We start from the raw sequence: 18,114 nt of genomic DNA, 5'->3' as shown, positions 1-18,114 counted from the left end.
TGCAGACTATCTGCAACGATTTTTATCTTCTCTCTAATCGCATACTGATTAGTTGAAGTAGCTTGTTCCTGGAAGCAGAAGAACTAACTCAAGATGTAGATCGTGCATTCGTTATTCATTCAAAGGTTAAAAATTTTGGGCAGCCAACCGTCTATTTCGTACTGTTTATCTTTACTTATTGCATTCTTAAGGTCAGAAATTTGAATATGAACCGCTGATAAATTCGGAATTTGTCGAGATTTGAAGCATCCTTCGATAGATGCAAAGGGATGTTCTGGTGTGGATTGCGTAATAAATAGAATTAGGTATTGACGTTGGACATCTTTTGCCATATGCTGATCTATATTTGCGAGTTCTTGCCTATCGTTTTGTAAGGTGAAAACCTCTTTCATGAATCGGAGAAATTGAGATGCTTCCTTCGTTTCAAGATCAACAAGATGCTCGTATGCCTCCTCAATAAGACGTTTATCATATTGTTTGGCGGACTTTGCCTCTCCAATGAGTAACTCGGCTGTATGATTTCGGTTGCGCAGCCCAATAATATCCACACCTTTCATTGATTGGTCAATATTAGGGTTGAGTCGCTTGGGAAATGTGCGAGTTGTCTCAAAGCCTAGACATGCTTTAGAAAACTCTGCACCTATCACCTCACCAAGATTGCCCATACGTGTTCGATCATCGTTTGGATTGCCTGAGTTTCGTTGACTCAATGCTTTAGCGGCTAGTGGGTAGCTCAGTTGGATAACCTCTTCAGAAAAATCAAACGAGCTGTGATGATGAAGAATTGTGTTTTTCAGAAGAGTTTCGTGTGCAAGTAGAGAATTCTCCGAAACTACGTAACGATATTCTCTTCCCCAAGCAGAGGGATTGCAGTAAACGGGTTCACCGATGAATTCTAGAAAAGAAATAACATCAAATACTTGCATTGTCAATTGTCTTTAATTGGTTAGGCACAGAAAACGCAGTCAAAATATGTGTGCCTTTGCGCAATACGTGGTACTCGGCCTACCGCAGCCAACGGAACATGGGTTATACAGCGGCAAATACGACAGCATCGCATTTTCCGCAACCGTCGAGCCGCCGCATAAACCCGGCGCCCGCCACTTCCTGACGCTACTCGAACAAAGCCGTCCGCAAGTCATCGTGGCTGGAATTTGAGCGCCCACGTACGTGCTTGCACAGCGAAAAGAGAACCGCATGCAACACCTTCCCCCATTCTATCACGGACTCGCGAAAACGCCAACCATCGTTTTTGGCTGCCGGTATTCCGAGCCACACGTTGCCAATTCAATCTGGCGAGCTTCGGATTTCCTTCTGCCTGACGCAGGTCATACGATTCTACGCCTGCGGGTGGTAGAATGGGGGTGTTGATTGTACCCTGTGGGTGTGGCGGCTGCGTCGGTTGACCAGATAGGTGCCCTCCTCGGCCAGCGGCGCCGCAATCCAGCGGATTGCGGCACAGTGTAGCCCTGTCCACGCCCACCCGGAGCATGTGCTGTCAAGGAGGACCGCATGCCAATTACCCTCCGTCTCACGCCCGCTAACGGCCAGGAAGCGGCCGCCCGGCGTGAGTTGACCGACTTTGTCGAGCGCACCAGCGGTCAGACACTGGCGGCCTGCTACCAATGCGCCAAGTGCGCCGCGGGCTGCCCCCTGGCCGCGGCCATGGACCTGGCGCCGCAGCAGATCATCCGCGCGCTGCAGCTCGGCCAGCCTGACCTGGCTCTGCAAAGTCAGACGCTCTGGTTGTGCGTGGGCTGCCAGACCTGCGCCACCCGCTGCCCCTGCAACGTGGAACTGCCGCGCATCATGGATGCGCTGCGGCTGTGGGCCGAAACCCACGGCCCGCAACCCACGCCACGGGACATCCCCACCTTCCATCATGTTTTCCTCAAATCGGTTGAACTGACCGGCCGCGCCTATGAGATTGGCCTCATCGGCGGCTACAACCTGCTCTCGCGCCACCTGCTCAGCGGCTTCGACCTGGCGCCGCCCATGCTGCGCAGGGGCAAGATCAAGCTGCTGCCGCAGCGCGTGCGGGCGCGACGCGAGATCGCCGGCATCTTCCGCCGCGCCGATGAGGTGCGCTGCCAGCAGACGGTCGCGCCGGCGCAGAAAATCGCCCAACCGGCGGCGGGCGGAGGTGACGCATGAGCGCCTATGCTTATTATCCCGGCTGTTCGCTGCACGGCACCGCCACCGAGTACGCGGACTCCACCGAGCTGGTCTGCCAGACCCTGGGCATCGAACTGCATGAGCTGGACGACTGGAACTGCTGCGGGGCCTCGTCCGCGCACGCGGTCAACCCCTGGCTGGCTCTGGGCCTGGTGGGGCGCAACCTGCACCTGGCTCAGCAAACCGGCCTGCACCAGCTTCTGCTGCCCTGCGCGGCCTGCTTTGCCCGCTTCAAGGAAACGCAGCACACCCTGCGGCATGACCCGGAGACCGCCGCGCAGGTCGCTTACGTGGTGGGCGCGGAGGTGCCGACCGACCTGGACATCGAGCCGTTGTTGGCCGTTTTGAGCCAGCCGGAGCCGCTGGCTGAACTGCGGGCGCACCTGCTGCAGCCGCTGACCGGCCTCAAGCTGGCGCCCTACTACGGCTGCCTGCTGACCCGGCCGCCAGACGTGACGCACTTCGATGATCCTGAAGACCCGCAGACGCTCGACAACCTGCTGCGCCTCATCGGCGCGGAGGTGGTGGACTGGCCGGGCAAGACGGCCTGCTGCGGCGCCAGCCTGGCGCTCAGTCGCCCGGACCTGGTGCACGACCTGAGCGGGCAACTGCTCTCCTGGGCCGAAGCGGCCGGCGCAGACGCCATCGTCACTGTCTGCCCCATGTGTCACAGCAACCTGGACACGCGACAGAATCAGATCAGGCACGCGCACAAAGGCGATTACCATCTGCCCATCTACTACATCACCGAGCTGATCGGGCTGGCCCTGGGCTTTGATTCCGATCGCCTGGGTATCTCGCGTCACGTGACCGAGGCGGCCACGCTGTTGGCGCAAAAACTGACCCCAGTTCCAACCCCAATCTCAGCCCCGGCGCTGACCAGCCTCGCGGAGGTGAGCCATGGCTAGAATCGGCGTTTTTGTCTGCCACTGTGGCACCAACATCGCGGCCAATGTGGATTGCGCAGCCGTGGCCCAGGCCGCGCAGCAAATGCCGCACGTTGTCTTTGCCACCGATTATAAATACATGTGCTCCGAGCCGGGCCAAAAACTGATTCAGGACAGGATCGCCAGCGAGCACCTGGATGGCGTGGTGGTGGCCTCCTGCTCACCGCGCATGCACGAACCGACCTTCCGCCGGGCCGCGGCCGCCGCGGGCGTCAACCCGTACCGCATGGAAATGGCGAACCTGCGCGAGCAGGTTTCCTGGGTGCACAACGACCGCCGCATCGCGACGGCCAAAGCCATTGACATCGTCAGTATGCTGGTGGCGAAAGTGACGCGCGATGAAGCGCTGCGCCCCGGTCGTGCGGAGCTGAGTAAGCGCCTGCTAATTATCGGCGGCGGCATTGCCGGCATCCAGGCCAGCCTCGATGTCGCCAACGCCGGTTACGAGGTCACGCTGGTGGAGCGCACCCCGACCATCGGCGGCAAGATGGCGATGCTGGACAAGACCTTCCCCACGCTCGACTGCTCAGCCTGTATCCTCACCCCCCTGATGGTGGACGTGGCCCAGCATCCCAAGATCACCCTGCGCACCTCCGCGGAAGTGACGCAGGTCAAGGGCTTCGTGGGCAACTTCGATGTCACCATACGCCAGCACGCGCGCTACGTGGATCATCAGATCTGCACCGGCTGCGGCACCTGCTGGACCAAATGCCCGGTCAAAGACATCGTGGCCGAATTCGATCAGGGCATGGGCACCCGCACCGCGATCTACATCCCCTTCCCGCAGGCCATTCCCAACAAGCCGGTCATTGATGCAGACAACTGCCGTTACCTGGCCTTTCGCCGCGCGCAGCAGGAACAGGGCACTGCGCAAGGTTTGTCCGCGGCTGATGCGGCCAAGCTCAAGCCGGTGGGGTCAGATGGCAAGCGCCTGCCGCAATGCCAGATCTGCCAGAAGATGTGCCCGACCGGCGCCATCACCTGGGAGCAGACCGACGAAGTGCTGACTGAACGCTTCGGCGCCATCATCGTCGCCAGCGGCTATGACCTCTTCCCGGTAGGCGGCGATCTGCCGGCTGCAGAAGGCGCAGCAGGTCTCCTGGACGTGACCCCGCGGCGATCCTATGGCGAGTACGGCTACGGAGAACTGCCCGACGTCATCACCGCGCTGCAGTTGGAGCGCTTGATGAACGCGTCCGGCCCCACCAAGGGCGAGGTGGTCCGTCCGTCGGATGGCAAACATCCGCACACCGTCGTCTTCATCGCCTGCGTCGGCTCGCGCGACGAGAAGGTGGGACGGCCCTACTGCTCGAAGATCTGCTGCATGTATACGGCCAAGCAGGCGATCATGCTCAAGGAGCATGACCCCTCACTGCAGAGTTATGTGTTCTACATGGACATCCGGGCGGGCGGCCGCGGCTATGACGAATTCATCCGCCGCGCGCAGGAGGCTTACGGCACGCAATATCTGCGCGGCCGCGTCAGCCGCATTTACCGCCAGGGCGAGCACCTGATCGTGCAAGGCTATGACGGGCTGATCGGCCGGCCGGTGGAGATCGAGGCCGATCTGGTGGTGCTGGCAACCGGCGTCACCGCGGCCAGCGGCGCGGTGGAATTGATGCAGACCCTGGGCATTTCATACGATCAGTACGGTTTCATCAACGAGGCGCACGTCAAGCTGCGGCCGGTCGAGACCAATACGGCCGGCATCTACCTGGCCGGGTGCGCGGCCGGCCCCAAGGACATCCCAGAGACCGTGGCGCAGGCCAGCGCGGCCGCGGTGAAGGTGGCGGGCCTCTTCGCCCGTCCGTTCATCGAGACCGAACCGACGATTGCCGAAGCGGACGCGCGGCGCTGCGTGGCCTGTCACTTGTGCGAGGAAGTGTGCCCGTTTGGGGCGATCAGCTTCGTGGCGCTGCGTGACGGCCGCCAGGTGGCGCAGGTCAACGCGGCCGTGTGCAAAGGCTGCGGGCTGTGCGTGGCCGGCTGCCGCGGGCACGCCATGTTCCTGCACGGCTTCAGCGATCAGCAGATTCTGGCCGAGGTGGATGCCTTGTTTGCCCGGCCCTTGTGGCTCAATGTGCGGGAGATGGCGCCCCAGGGGGTCGGCGGCGTGGCGGAATGCGGTTTATCCGCAGGCCGCGGAGGAGCATGATGAGCGAGCTATTCGAACCGAAGATTGTCGGTTTTCTGTGTAACTGGTGCAGCTATGCCGGCGCCGACCTGGCAGGCACCAGCCGTTTGAGCTATCCCCCCAACATCCGCATCGTGCGCGTGCCCTGCTCCGGCCGGGTGGATCCGCTGTTCGTGGCGCGCGCGCTCAAGGAGGGCGCGGATGGCGTTCTTGTTCTCGGCTGCCATCCCGGCGATTGTCACTACAGCGATGGTAACTTCGTGGCCCGTCGCCGCTTTGCCATCATGCAGGAACTGCTCTTCTTCCTGGGTTTCGAACGCGAACGGGTGCGCCTGGACTGGGTCAGCGCCAGCGAAGGCGCGCGCTTTGCTCGGGTCGTCACCCAGTTCACCGAGCAGGTGCGGCAGTTGGGCGCGCGTAGCCCCACGCGTTGGGTTGTGCAGAAGAGCGCCGACGGCATGAAAAAGAAGACGCCCCGCCCGACCGCGCCAGCGGTGGCGGATGCTGAGGCCAATCCGGCGTTTGCGCAGCAAATCGCCCAGGCGCTGCGCGAGCTGGCTGCGCGTTTGCTGAACGAACAGCAGGTGCAGATGGTGTTGGGTTGGGAACAGGGCAGCGTGCGCCGCCGGCCGCTCTTCGCCCGCACGCCGGAGCAGGCGCAGCGTCTGGCGGTCAACATCGAGGAGCCGCTGAACCTGGTCAACTACCTGCGCAACCTGACCGGCGCGGTCAATCGCCCCGGCGTTTCCACAGAAAATCGCCCCGCCCAACGCGTCGCGGTGCTGGTCAGCCCCAACGACCTGCGCACGCTCAACGTCCTGATCGCCGAAGGACAGCTCAGGCGTGACGATCTCTTCCTGATCGGCTTGGGCGAGCAGCCGGCCGGTCGTTACGACGCCACGCTGCCGCTGCCGGCGCGGCCCCTGGAAAGCGCCGGCCCGCCGCGGCTGTCCCTGGCCGAGGTGGAGGCATGGCCCACCGCGCAGCGCTTTGCCTTCTGGCAGGGGCAGTTCAGCCAGTGCCAGCGCTGCTACGCCTGCCGCCAGGCCTGCCCGCTCTGCTATTGCAGCGAATGTGTGGCCGAGCAGCTCGACCCGGCCTGGCAGAGCATTGCCATTGACAGCAACGAGAAGATGTTTTTCCATACCCTGCGCGCCTTTCACCTGGCCGGCCGCTGCGGCGACTGTCAGGCGTGCAGCCAGGCCTGCCCGGTGGGGGTGCCGCTCTATCTGCTCAACCAGAAAGTGGCGCAAGAGGTAGCCCGCCTGTTTGACGGCTACCAAGCCGGGGTTGATCCCGGCGCCGTTCTGCCGTTGACCACTTTCCGCCGCGATGAAGTCCTGACGCAATCTGGCGTTTGCGCAGCAAATCGCCAGGGATTGCAGGAGGTGAGGCTATCATGAACGCACCGATCATGACCCAAGCGGCCCTTGAAATCTGGTTGACCAACCTCCTGCCTGACCACACGGTCATCGCGCCGCAGCCGCAGGGACAGCAAATCGTCTTTGCGCCCCTCGCCCAGGTCAGCGACATCGCCTGGGACGCCGGGCGAACCGATTTATCGGCCAAAGAGTTCTTCCTCCCGGCCAGCGAAGCCATCATCACCCTGCGTCCAAGCACCGGCGGCTTGCAGGTGGAAACTACGCACCTGACCCGACCACAGGTGATCTTCGGCGCGCGCCCGTGCGACGGTCACGCGCTGGAGGTGCTCGACCGCCTGTTCCTGGATGACCCCGTGGATGTCTACTACGCGGAGCGCCGCGCCATGACCACGATGGTGGGCCTGGCGTGCAGCGATGGCCCCTGGACCGGCTGTTTTTGCACCGCGCTGGGCGGCGGGCCAAGCGACCGCACGCATCTCGACATCCTGTTGACCGCCTGCGACGGCGGTTTTGCCGTGGATGTGGTGACAGACAAGGGCCGCGCCCTGCTGGAGGCCGGCGCGGCGGTGTTGGCAAGCGCCGATGTCGCCCTGCCTGAACCGCCCGCGGTCACGGACTTGCACCTGCCGGACATGACGGCCTGGCGCGCGGCGTTCAACGCGCCGTACTGGGCCGAGCTGGCCGAGCGCTGCCTGGGCTGCCGCACCTGTACCTATGACTGCCCGGTCTGCTACTGCTTCGACGTGCGCGACCGGGTGATGGGCGATGGCAGCATCGAGCGCCTGCGCTGCTGGGATTCGTGCCAGGGCGCGCTCTGCTTTGCCATTGCCGGCGGTCACAATCCGCGCCCCACCCAAGCCGCCCGCCAACGCCAGCGCTACATGCACAAGTTCCTCTACTACCCGGAGCGCGAGGGCGCCGCGCTGTGCGTCGGCTGCGGCCGCTGCGTGGAGCAGTGCCCCGTCAACATTGACATTCGTGAGGTGATCGGCTTTGTGGCCGCCAACAACCGGGCTGCGGCCGCGGAGGTGCAATCATGAACAATCCGTATCTGCCTTACCTGGCTGAGATTACGGCCGCGCGTGACCTGGCGAGCGGCATCAAGCTCTTCCGCTGTCGCTTTGTCGAAGAAACGCCGCCCGCTTTTCATTATGCACCGGGCCAGTTCGGCTTTCTGTCTGCCTTCGGTGTCGGTGAAGCGCCCTTTGGCCTGGCGGTGAGTGAGGCGCGCAGTCACGGGCAGGTGGAGTTTGCCGTCCAGCGCATCGGCAGCGTCACCAACGCGCTGCATGACATGTTGCCCGGCGACCTGGTGGGCGTGCGCGGGCCGATGGGGCACGGGTTCCCGTTGGAAGAACTGAAAGGGCCGCGCCTCATCATCCTGGGCGGCGGCATCGGCCTGGCGCCTCTGCGGCCCCTGATCCAGGAAATCCTCGATCAGCGCGCCGCGTATGGCGACCTGGAGATCTTTTGCGCCGCGCGCGGGCCTGATCTGCTCTGTTTCCGCGAGGAGTACGACGAATGGGCCGCCGCGCCGCGCACCACGGTGCATGTTACCGTGGATCGGGGCGACGCGACCTGGCAGGGCAACGTGGGGCTGATCACCGAGGCGCTGACGCGTGTGGCGCCCAGCCCGGATGGAGCGCTCGCCATTACCTGTGGCCCCCCAATTATGATAAAATTCGTGCTCAAGGAGCTGACGCGTCTGGGCTTTCGACCGGAGCAGATCATCACGACGCTGGAGGGCAAGATGAAATGCGGCCTGGGCAAGTGTGGGCGCTGTAACGTCGGCGATCAGTATATCTGCCAGGACGGTCCGGTCTTCCGCTTCGACCAGATCCAGCGGTTCCTGGAGACGTTCTGAAAGGAGAGAGATTAGAGATCAGAGATCGGAGATCAGGTGTGTGGAAGAAGGGAGTTGTGTGAGTTGAAGTTTCAGGTCTCTGGTCTGGGGGAGATCAGAAATCAGAGATCAGAGATCAGAGATCAGAGATCGGGTTTCGTGGAAGAAGGGAGCTTTCCCGGTCTCCGGTCTCCGGCCTTTGCACTTTGCACTTTGTTTGTATTTTCATCCGCCATGGGAAAGGATTGAAGGAGGTAGGTGATGGATTACGGGAAGATTTTTAGTCGCGCTTGGCAGATTACCTGGCGCTGGAAGGTGTTGTGGATTTTTGGCTTCCTGGCTTCGCTGGGGAGCGGCGGGGGTAGTGGGGGCGGCGGCAGCAGCGGTATGGACAACAGCCGCGGCCCCGGCGGTTTTCCCGATTTCGATATCTCGCCGGAGATCGGCGGGCTGATTATCGCCCTGGTCTGCGTGGCGTTGATCATTGCCCTGGTGTTCTGGGTGCTCTCGATCATCAGCCGCGGCGCGCTGATTGCCGGGGTGCAGCAGGTGGAAGACGAGGGGCGCACCACCTTCGGCAGCGCCTGGCGCGTGGGCCTCAGCCGTTTCTGGACGATCTTCGGCGTTGGGTTCCTGGCCGGCTTACCGATCATCATCACCCTCGTGGCGCTGATTGGTCTGGGGATCGCGGTCATTGCGGGCGCGGGCTTCAACTTCGATTTCGACGCGCCAGAACGAGCACTGGCCGTCATCCTCCCCGCGCTGGCCTGTCTGATTCCCCTGGCCTGCGTCGTCCTTGTGCTGGCGGTGGTTCTGAGTCAGATTCAGATCTACGCCGAGCGCGCAGCCATCCTGGAAGGCAAGGGCTGGATCGATGCGTTCAAGCGCGGCTGGCAGGTGCTCAAGACCAACCTCGGCCCCACCATTGTCTTCTGGTTGATCTTCCTGGTGATTGGAGGCATCTTCGCCGCCATCATCATCGGCGGCATCCTGGCGATGGCGCTGCCGGTGATGGCCCTCGTTGGCAATAACGACCCCGGCGCCCTCGCCATCATCACGATGTGCGGTGGCCTGCTGGTCGGTGTCGTCATCTTCAGTGTGGTGGGCGCCATCGTCCAAACCTTCACCTCGGCCACGTGGACGCTGGCCTACCGGCAGATCACGCGGGTGAGTGAGTAAGACCGGAGACCGGAGATTGGAGACCGGAGATCTACGTGGAGGGCGGTTGATTTGTGGTTGGAAGTGAGGCGTTAGGCCAGAGACCGGAGATCAGAGACCGCAGACCTACGTGGAGGGCGGTTGATTTGTGGTTGAAAGTGAGATTGGAGACTGGAGACCAGAAATCTCCCTTCTTCCACGAACCCCGATCTCCGATCTCCGATCCCCGATCTCCGATCTCCGATCTCTACCCCCTATTCCGCGTGGTCACGTCGAAGATTACGGCGGCTACCAGCACGAGGCCGCGGACGATGTACTGCGGCGCGATGCCGATGCCCATCAGGTTCATGCCGCTGGTCAGCGAGAGCATCACCAACGCGCCGACGATCGAGCCGATGACCTTGCCAACGCCGCCGGCCGCGGAGACGCCGCCGACGTAGGCCGCGGCAATGGCGTCCAGTTCGAACAGGGTGCCGGCCGTTGTGGTGGCCGACTGCAAGCGGGAGGTGAACAGGATGCCCGATAAGGCCGACATCAGGCCCATCGAGCCGAAGACGATGTAGGTGATCCGCTGGACGCTGATGCCGCTGAGTTCGGCCGCCTCGGGGTTGCCGCCGACCGCGTAGATGTGCCGGCCCAGCACCGTCTGCGTCGTGACGAAGTGATAGATCGCCACCACGAGCAGCATCACCACCACCGTCCACGAAATGCCGTTGTAGTTTGCCAGCACCCAGACGACGCCAGCCAGCAGCGCCGATATGGAGACCATCTGCAGGACGAAAATATCCGGCGGCAGGACTTCGAAGTTGTAGGCTTGCTTCTTCTTACGATCGTTCAGTGAGCTGATGACATAGAAGACGACGCCCACCACGCCCAGGAGCAGCGTCAGCTTGTGCATGCCGGGCAAGACGTTGGTGAGACCGGGGATGTCGGGGATGAAGCCGTTGCCGATAGCGTTGAAGGCCTTGTCCGGCACGATGATCGTGCCTGTGCTCTGGGTGACCAGCAGCAGCAGGCCGCGGTAGATCAACCAGCCGGCCAACGAGGCTACGAAGGAGGGGATACCCAGCTTAGCCACCGGATAGGCGGTGATCAGTCCGCCCACGATGCCGAGCGCCAACACGAGCGGGATGACGGCAATGACCGGCAGCTTCCAGGACACCAGGGCAATCGCCGCGATCGCGCCGAGGAAGCCCGCCAGGAAACCGACCGAAAGATCAATGTGCCGGATGACGATGACCAGCGTCATGCCGACCGCCAGGACGGCGATGTAGCCGGTCTGGTTCAACAGGTTGCTCAAGTTCCGTGACGAGACGAAGGTGCCTTTGGTCGTGACGGCGAAGATCGCCATGATCAGGAACAAGGCAATATACATGCCATATTCACGGATATTCTGCTTCAGTGTCTTCTGTAGATTCTGCAGGAACATGGATAATCTCCTTAGTTGGTTGCCAGGTGCATGATCTTTTCCTGGGTCGCCTCTTCGGTCGGCATCTCACCGGCAATTCGGCCGGAAGCGACGACATACACGCGATCGCTCATCCCCAGCACTTCGGGTAGCTCGGACGAGATCATGATGATGCTCATGCCCTGCTCCACCAGCCGGTTCATGAGGGTGTAGATCTCATACTTCGCGCCGACGTCAATCCCGCGCGTCGGCTCGTCCAGGATCATCACGTCGGGCTTGACAAACAGCCACTTGCCCAACGAGACCTTCTGCTGGTTGCCTCCGCTCAGATTGCTGACTTTCTGCTCGATGCTCGGCGTCTTGATGTTGAGCGAGGTCTTGTACTCGGTTGCCACCTTGATTTCGGCCTGGTTGTCAACAACGCCCCGGTTAGCGATCTCTTCCAGGTTGGCGAGGGTGATATTCTGCTTCACGTCCTGGATCAGGATCAGCCCATCGCCCTTGCGATCTTCGGAGACGTAGGCGATGCCCGCGTTGATGGCATCCCGGGGGTTGGCAATGTGCCGCTTCCTGCCCTTGATGGAGAGGTCGCCACTGAGCCGGTAGCCGTCCGGGTTGCCGAAGATGCTCAGGGCCAGTTCGGTGCGTCCTGCGCCCATCAGCCCGGCAAACCCAATGATCTCGCCTCTTTTTACGTTGAAACTGACATCCCTGAGGATATTTCGGCCGAGCGCCGGGCTGTAGGCGTTCCAACCCTTGACTTCGAGCACGACATCTTCCGAGCGCACGTGTTTGCGTTTGGGATAAATGTTGTCAATTTCACGGCCCACCATGTGCTTGATCAGCACATTCTCACTTACTTCGCCCTTGTGGGCATCCAACGAGCAGACGGTCTGACCGTCCCGCAACACCGTGACCGAATCCGCGATGGCGATGACCTCTTTTAGTTTGTGCGAGATCATGATGCAGGTGACGCCCTGCTCCCGCAGGCCGCGCAGCAGATTGAGCAGGTTGTCGCTGTCATTCTCGTTCAAGGCTGCGGTCGGCTCGTCCAAGATCAGGATCTTGACGTCACGGCTCAGCGCCTTGGCGATTTCGATCAACTGCTGCTTGCCGACCCCCAGGTCCTTGACCTTTGCGGCCGGGTTGACATCGAGCTTCACCTTCTTCAACATCTCGCCGGCGCGCTTGATGGTCTCATTCCAGTCAACCGTGAAGCCGTTGCGGATCTCATGGCCGATGAAGATGTTTTCGTAGACGGTCAGTTCGGGGATCAGCGCCAGTTCCTGATAAATAATTGCAATGCCGGCCTTTTCGCTGTCGTTGATGTGTTTGTAACGCTGCGGCTGCCCGTTGATGAAGATCTCGCCGGTGTAGGACCCATAGGGCCACACACCGCTCAGGACTTTCATCAGGGTTGATTTGCCGGCGCCGTTTTCGCCGACAAGACAGTGGATTTCCCCCTGGGCGACGCGAAAGCTGACGTTGCTGAGCGCCTTCACGCCGGGGAACTCCTTGGTGATGTTTTTCATCTCGAGGATTGGTATACTCATAGCACCTCCGGCTCAATAGAAATGTTGGGACAACTGATCAACTGATGAGAAGACTAACCCTTGAGCGAACCGGCAAGCAGCCCGCGCAAGAAGTAGCGTCCCAGGAAAATATAGATGAGCAGCGGCGGCAGCGCCGTCAGAAGCGATCCCGCCATCTGCACGTTCCAGGCGATGATCTGACTGCCAGCCATGTTGTTGAGCGCGACCGTGATCGGCCAGTTCTTGTTGCCGGTTAGGATCACCGCAAAGAGAAAGTCATTCCAGGCCGATGTGAACTGCCAGATCAGGACCACCACAAAGCTTGGCAGTGAAATGGGCAACAGGATGTGCCGATAGATGCCTAACATGGTCGAGCCATCAATCTGGGCAGCTTCGAGGAGTTCTTGCGGCAGCGCGGCGTAGTAGTTGCGGAAGGTCAGTGTGGTGATGGGAATGCCGTAGATGATGTGCGCCAACGCCAGGCCCGGCAACCCCTTGATCCCGGCTGCGCTCATGAACTGGACCAGGGGGATCAAAATGGACTGGTAGGGGATGAACATGCCGAACAGGATGAACGGAAAAATGAAATCGGCGCCGCGAAACTTCCACTTGGCGAGGATGAACCCGTTGAGTGAGCCAAGCATCGAGGAGATGACCGCGGCCGGGATGACCATCATGAAGCTGTTCCAGAGCGATGGGGAGAGCTTGGCAAAGGCCTCGCGGAAGTTGTCGAAATGGATGCCGTTGGGCAGATTCCACATCGTCTTCAGGTCAATTTCGGCGAAGCTCTTGAACCCGGTCACCAACATGACGTACATGGGGATCAGGTAGAAGATCGCCATGAGGATCAGGGGCACGTACAACCAGTTCTTGCCGAGGCGGAAGCGGCTGGTCATCGGTCCGTCTCCGTCTTCAGGGTGTAGCGGATATAGGGAATGATCAGAACCGCCACGCTGAGCAGCAGCATGATACCGATCGCGGCGCCGCGGCTGTAGAACAGCCCATCGAACGTTGTTTGCCACATGTAGATCGCGGGCACATCGAGCGGTAATTGCTTCCCGGCGATAGCGATGATCAGATCAAAGACCTTGAGCGACATATGGCCGAGGATGATGAGCGCACTCAATGTGACCGGCGCCAGTAACGGCAACATGACATAACGGTAGATCTGAACCTCGTTGGCGCCGTCAATCTGGGCCGCCTCGCGCAGTTCTTGTGGAATGGCGCGCAGACCGGCCAGGTACAAGGCCATGGTGTAACCGGACATTTGCCAGATGGCAGCCAGCGCGATGGCAGCCATGCCCCACTCAGGCGTGGTGTGCCAGGCATTCTTGAGAAAACCGAGATTCAGAGTGTCGAACAGCAGGTTGAAACCGCTGGTGCGTGAACCGGTCGCGGGATTCATCAACCAACGCCAGACCACGCCGGTCACGATGTAGGAAATAGCCATCGGGAAGAGGAAAAGGCTACGGAAGAATCCTTCCCCTTTCAGGCCCTGGTCCAACAGGATGGCTAACACGAAGCCCAGGAGGATGCTCCCGATGACGAAGACACCCGTGAAGATGAGAGTGTTCCGAATGTCAACATGAAAACGCGGATCGGAGAAGAGCTTGATGTAGTTATCCAGCCCGACCCAGGTGAAATCTGGATTCAGGCCTTTCCATTTGCTCAGTGAAACGCGTACCGACCAGGCGATGAAGCCATAGACAAAAATGAGCAGCGCCAAGATTGACGGCGAGATGAGGAGCACCGAAAGATAGCGGTCTCGGTTCTTCAATGCACGGAGCATGTCGGACCTCGTTTCAGTGGGTCAGATGTTGCTGGTTGCACTGCCGCGGAGGTTTTGGGCGAGATGGTGCGACCTCGCCGGGGCGAAGCCGCACCATCTCATTTCACTGCATTTTACTGCATTTTACTGCATTTTACTGCATTACTTGCAGGTGCCGGAGCTCTTGCAGGCGGCAGCCAGAGCGGCCTGGAAGACATCGGCCTTGCTGTCGGCGATGTACAGGCCGAGCGCGGTGTCAATTTCTGACTTCCAGGAGTCGTTGGCCACCACACCATGCGTCAGCGAGCCGACCACGGTATTGCTGGCCCAATCGGCCATAGCCGACTGCAGGTACTCACCGAAGAGGGTCTTGTCACAGTCGGTGCGGGCGCAGATCGAGCCCTTCACAGGGTTGAACGCTTCCTGACCCGACTTGGAGCCGGCGATCTTCAGCCAGGCCGTCGCGGCATTGGCGTCGGGCGCGCCCACAGCCAGGACGAAGGAGTCAGACAGGAACTGGAAGGTGCCCACAGTGCCAGGAACCGGCGCCCAGCCGTAATCGGCCTGCGGCTTCTTGCCCAGTTCGCGGAAGTAGCCTTCGGCCCAGTCGCCCATGACGTTGAAGGCGGCGTCGCCGTTGACGACGAGCTGCGAGGCATCCTGCCAGGAGAGCGACGCCGAATCGGTGTTGGCGTAGGTGAGGACCTTGGCATAGTTGGCCAGGGCCGCGGTCACGTCAGCGCCGGTCCAATCGGTCGCGCCGCTCCAGAGTCCGTTGTACTTCTCCGGCCCAAGTGAGCCGAGCAGAACGGTTTCGAACAGGTGCATCTTGGTCCATTGTTCGCCCAGGGCCAGCGGTTGCACACCGGCGGCCTTCAGGGTGTCCATGGCCGTGATCCACTCTTCGACGGTGGTCGGCACCGTGATCTTGTTGTCGGTCAGGACCTTGGGGTTGTACCACAGCACGTTGGCGCGGTGGATGTTGACCGGGACGGAGTAGATGCTGTCAGCCTTAGAGATCAGCGGGATCAGGGTCTTGGGCATGACAGCGAGCCAGCCCTCGGCCGTGTAGAGATCGTTCAACGGCTGGATCTGCTTGCCATCAACATAGGTGCCGATGAGTTCCTGACCCGCGTGACCTTGCCAGCTATCCGGCGGATCGCCAGCTTGCAGGCGTGAGGCCAGCACGGCACGGGCATTGGTGCCAGCGCCGCCGGCGACAGCGGCATTCACGAACTCAATGTTCGGATACTGCGCCTTGAAGATCTTGATCATGGCGTCGAGGCCAGCAGCTTCACCGCCGCCTGTCCACCAGGAGAAGACTTCCACCTTGCCCTTGTCTGATGCCGGTGGGGGGGCAGCGCCGCCTGCATCCAGGCCGGTGAAGTCGCCGGCCTGGTAGTAGCCGGAGTCAATCAGGGCGGTCTTGACGTTGGCCTTGTCAACCGTGACCACGGCGGACTGGATAGCCGGCACGTCTGCCTTGCCGTTGTTGTAGGAACCCTTGGACGTTGGTGTCTTGCCTTCGAGCAGGGCCACGGCCGCGCCGATGGCGTCCTTGACCAGGGTGCGGACATCCTTGAAGACGGTCATGGACTGCTTGCCGTCAATGATGTACTGGACAGACGCCTTTTCAGCGTCCTGACCGGTGACCAGATAGCTCTTGACGTCCTTGTCAATGCCGAAGACGTCAGCGATGGCACGGGCGGTGCCGTCGTTGGGAGCGAGGACGAAGACGTTGCCCTTGTCCGCAGCCTTGGCGACGGTCAGGTTGGCTTCGGCCAGGTTCTTGGCGGTGTTGAAGTCCCAGTTGGTGGTGACCTGGCCGATGATCTTGGCCTGTTCGTCGCGGGTCAGCTTGGCCTTGGCCTGCAGGCCGACAGCCTCGGAGGAGTTCTTGATGACGAAGGTGCCATCGGCGATCTTGGGCTGCAGGACACCCCAGGCGCCTTCGAAGAAGATGAAGGCGTTGTTGTCAGAGGCGGCGCCCGCATAGAGGTAGAGCGGGTTGCCGGCGCCCTTAGCGTTATCAACCAGGTACTGCGCCTGCTGCGCGCCCACGGCAATGCTATCGAAGGTAACGTAGTAGTCTACCGCGTCGGTCTCGCGGATCAGGCGGTCATAGGAGATGACCTTGATGCCGGCGGCGCGGGCGGCGTCAGCCGCGGCGGCCGCGGCCGTACCGTCTTGCGGGCAGATCACGATGACCTTGACGCCCTTGGTGATCAGCGCCTCGACGTTGGCCTTTTCTTTGGCCGAATCGCCCTGGCTGAAGAGGATCTCAGCGTCGTAGCCGGCCGCGGTCAGCGCTTCCTTGAAGCGGGTCTCGTCCTGCACCCAGCGCGGCTCATCCTTGGTCGGCAGCACGATGCCGACTGCCAGCTTGCCGGTCGGCGCCGGGGCAACGCCGCCTGCCAGGCCGGTGAAGTCGGCGGCCTGGTAGTAGCCGGAGTCTATCAGGGCGGCCTTGACGTTGGCCTTGTCAACCGTGACCACGGCGGACTGGATGGCCGGCACGTCTGTCTTGCCATTGTTGTAGGAACCCTTGGCGCCCGGTGTCTTGCCTTCGAGCAGGGCCACGGCCGCGCCGATGGCGTCCTTGACCAGGGTGCGGACATCCTTGAAGACGGTCATGGACTGCTTGCCGTCAATGATGTACTGGACAGACGCCTTTTCAGCATCCTGACCGGTGACCAGATAGCTCTTGACGTCCTTGTCAATGCCGAAGACGTCGGCGATGGCACGGGCGGTGCCGTCATTGGGAGCGAGGATGAAGACGTTGCCCTTGTCGGCCGTCTTGGCAGAGGTCAGGTTGGCCTCGGCCAGGTTCTTGGCGGTGTTGAAGTCCCAGTTCGTGGTGACCTGACCGATGATCTTGGCCTGTTCGTCGCGGGTCAGCTTGGCCTTGGCCTGCAGGCCGACAGCCTCGGAGGAGTTCTTGATGACGAAGGTGCCATCGGCGATCTTGGGCTGCAGGACGCCCCAGGCGCCTTCGAAGAAGACGAAGGCATTGTTGTCAGATGCGGCGCCCGCATAGAGGTAGAGCGGGTTGCCGGCGCCTTTGGCGTTATCAACCAGGTACTGCGCCTGCTGCGCGCCCACGGCGATGCTGTCAAAGGTGACGTAGTAGTCTACCGCGTCGGTGTCGCGGATCAGGCGGTCATAGGAAATGACCTTGATGCCGGCGGCGCGGGCGGCGTCAGCCGCGGCGGCCGCGGCCGTGCCGTCTTGCGGGCAGATCACGATGACCTTGACGCCCTTGGTAATCAGCGCTTCGACGTTGGCCTTTTCTTTGGCCGAATCGCCCTGGCTGAAGAGGATTTCAGCGTCGTAGCCGGCCGCGGTCAGCGCTTCCTTGAAGCGGGTCTCGTCCTGCACCCAGCGCGGCTCATCCTTGGTCGGCAGCACGATGCCGACTGCCAGCTTGCTTGCTGGCTTCACCGCTGTCGGCGCGACCGTGGGCGCTACCGTGGCGCCCCCACAGGCTGACAGCAGAGTCGCTGTCAGAACCAACAGCGTGATCACAACAAAAAGCGAACTCTTCTTAGACACAGTTTCTTCTCCTTCAAGCATATCATACAATCTGATAGACTGACCGTCCTGCGGAAGCCCTCCGCGCGGACCGGTTCTCTATCACTTTCATCGAACGGCTGACGGCCTTATTTGCGCCTGTATTCCCTCCTTCTTGGGGTAGAATTGATGATCGTCAGAAACTCAATCAACCCTGTTCGTTGTCGAACCAGAGTCGCACAGCCGAGTTGATTAGA

The 18,114-nt window shown here is 61.1% G+C and carries 13 protein-coding genes and 1 pseudogene; 7 read left to right on the top strand and 7 right to left on the bottom strand.

Annotation, left to right across the window (positions count from 1 at the left end):
- Positions 1 to 119: 119 nt before the first annotated feature.
- Entirely contained in the window at positions 120 to 926 is an 807-nt protein-coding gene (locus IPM84_17260; GenBank protein MBK9094476.1) for a hypothetical protein, read from the bottom strand.
- Positions 927 to 1,512: 586 nt separating this feature from the next.
- On the opposite strand from IPM84_17260, the gene IPM84_17255 reads away from it, so the two are divergent.
- From IPM84_17255 to IPM84_17225, 7 genes are all read left to right on the top strand, one after another.
- Positions 1,513 to 2,154: a 4Fe-4S dicluster domain-containing protein gene (locus tag IPM84_17255; protein ID MBK9094475.1), complete on the top strand. Its 642-nt coding sequence runs from the start codon at positions 1,513 to 1,515 to the stop codon at positions 2,152 to 2,154.
- Positions 2,151 to 3,083: a CoB--CoM heterodisulfide reductase iron-sulfur subunit B family protein gene (locus IPM84_17250; protein ID MBK9094474.1), complete on the top strand. Its 933-nt coding sequence runs from the start codon at positions 2,151 to 2,153 to the stop codon at positions 3,081 to 3,083. Before IPM84_17255 ends, IPM84_17250 begins: the two co-directional genes overlap by 4 nt.
- Positions 3,076 to 5,277 carry a CoB--CoM heterodisulfide reductase iron-sulfur subunit A family protein gene (locus IPM84_17245; GenBank protein MBK9094473.1) on the top strand — a complete coding sequence of 734 codons (2,202 nt, stop codon included), beginning with the start codon at positions 3,076 to 3,078 and terminating at the stop codon, positions 5,275 to 5,277. The genes IPM84_17250 and IPM84_17245 overlap by 8 nt, the downstream gene beginning before the upstream one ends.
- Positions 5,277 to 6,659 (top strand): hydrogenase iron-sulfur subunit, encoded by a 1,383-nt coding sequence (locus tag IPM84_17240; GenBank protein MBK9094472.1) that lies wholly within the window; start codon positions 5,277 to 5,279, stop codon positions 6,657 to 6,659. The genes IPM84_17245 and IPM84_17240 overlap by 1 nt, the downstream gene beginning before the upstream one ends.
- On the top strand, positions 6,656 to 7,678 hold the full coding sequence (locus IPM84_17235; GenBank protein ID MBK9094471.1) for a 4Fe-4S dicluster domain-containing protein: 1,023 nt from the start codon (positions 6,656 to 6,658) through the stop codon (positions 7,676 to 7,678). The genes IPM84_17240 and IPM84_17235 overlap by 4 nt, the downstream gene beginning before the upstream one ends.
- Positions 7,675 to 8,502: an FAD/NAD(P)-binding protein gene (locus IPM84_17230; protein ID MBK9094470.1), complete on the top strand. Its 828-nt coding sequence runs from the start codon at positions 7,675 to 7,677 to the stop codon at positions 8,500 to 8,502. Before IPM84_17235 ends, IPM84_17230 begins: the two co-directional genes overlap by 4 nt.
- Positions 8,503 to 8,742: 240 nt before the next feature.
- Positions 8,743 to 9,660, top strand: coding sequence for a hypothetical protein (locus IPM84_17225; protein ID MBK9094469.1), 918 nt, complete (start codon positions 8,743 to 8,745; stop codon positions 9,658 to 9,660).
- 226 nt (positions 9,661 to 9,886) lie between these two features.
- Here the strand turns inward: IPM84_17225 and IPM84_17220 are convergent, their stop codons facing one another.
- From IPM84_17220 to IPM84_17195, 6 genes and pseudogenes are all read right to left on the bottom strand, one after another.
- On the bottom strand, positions 9,887 to 11,068 hold the full coding sequence (locus IPM84_17220; protein MBK9094468.1) for a sugar ABC transporter permease: 1,182 nt from the start codon (positions 11,066 to 11,068) through the stop codon (positions 9,887 to 9,889).
- Positions 11,069 to 11,079: 11 nt separating this feature from the next.
- A complete protein-coding gene (locus tag IPM84_17215) occupies positions 11,080 to 12,600 on the bottom strand; it encodes a sugar ABC transporter ATP-binding protein (protein MBK9094467.1) in 1,521 nt (506 codons plus the stop codon).
- A 53-nt stretch (positions 12,601 to 12,653) separates the two neighbouring features.
- On the bottom strand, positions 12,654 to 13,475 hold the full coding sequence (locus tag IPM84_17210; GenBank protein ID MBK9094466.1) for a carbohydrate ABC transporter permease: 822 nt from the start codon (positions 13,473 to 13,475) through the stop codon (positions 12,654 to 12,656).
- On the bottom strand, positions 13,472 to 14,368 hold the full coding sequence (locus IPM84_17205; protein ID MBK9094465.1) for a sugar ABC transporter permease: 897 nt from the start codon (positions 14,366 to 14,368) through the stop codon (positions 13,472 to 13,474). The genes IPM84_17210 and IPM84_17205 overlap by 4 nt, the downstream gene beginning before the upstream one ends.
- A gap of 141 nt (positions 14,369 to 14,509) precedes the next feature.
- Positions 14,510 to 15,724: a carbohydrate ABC transporter substrate-binding protein gene (locus IPM84_17200; GenBank protein MBK9094464.1), complete on the bottom strand. Its 1,215-nt coding sequence runs from the start codon at positions 15,722 to 15,724 to the stop codon at positions 14,510 to 14,512.
- A gap of 1,038 nt (positions 15,725 to 16,762) precedes the next feature.
- Positions 16,763 to 17,920, bottom strand: a pseudogene (locus tag IPM84_17195) (sugar-binding protein).
- Between the last annotated feature and the right edge of the window lie 194 nt (positions 17,921 to 18,114).

Source organism: Candidatus Amarolinea dominans (genome assembly GCA_016719785.1).
Lineage (GTDB): Bacteria > Chloroflexota > Anaerolineae > SSC4 > Amarolineaceae > Amarolinea > Amarolinea dominans.
Note: the sequence above shows the minus strand (reverse complement) of the source record. Positions and strands in the feature narration are given on the sequence as shown.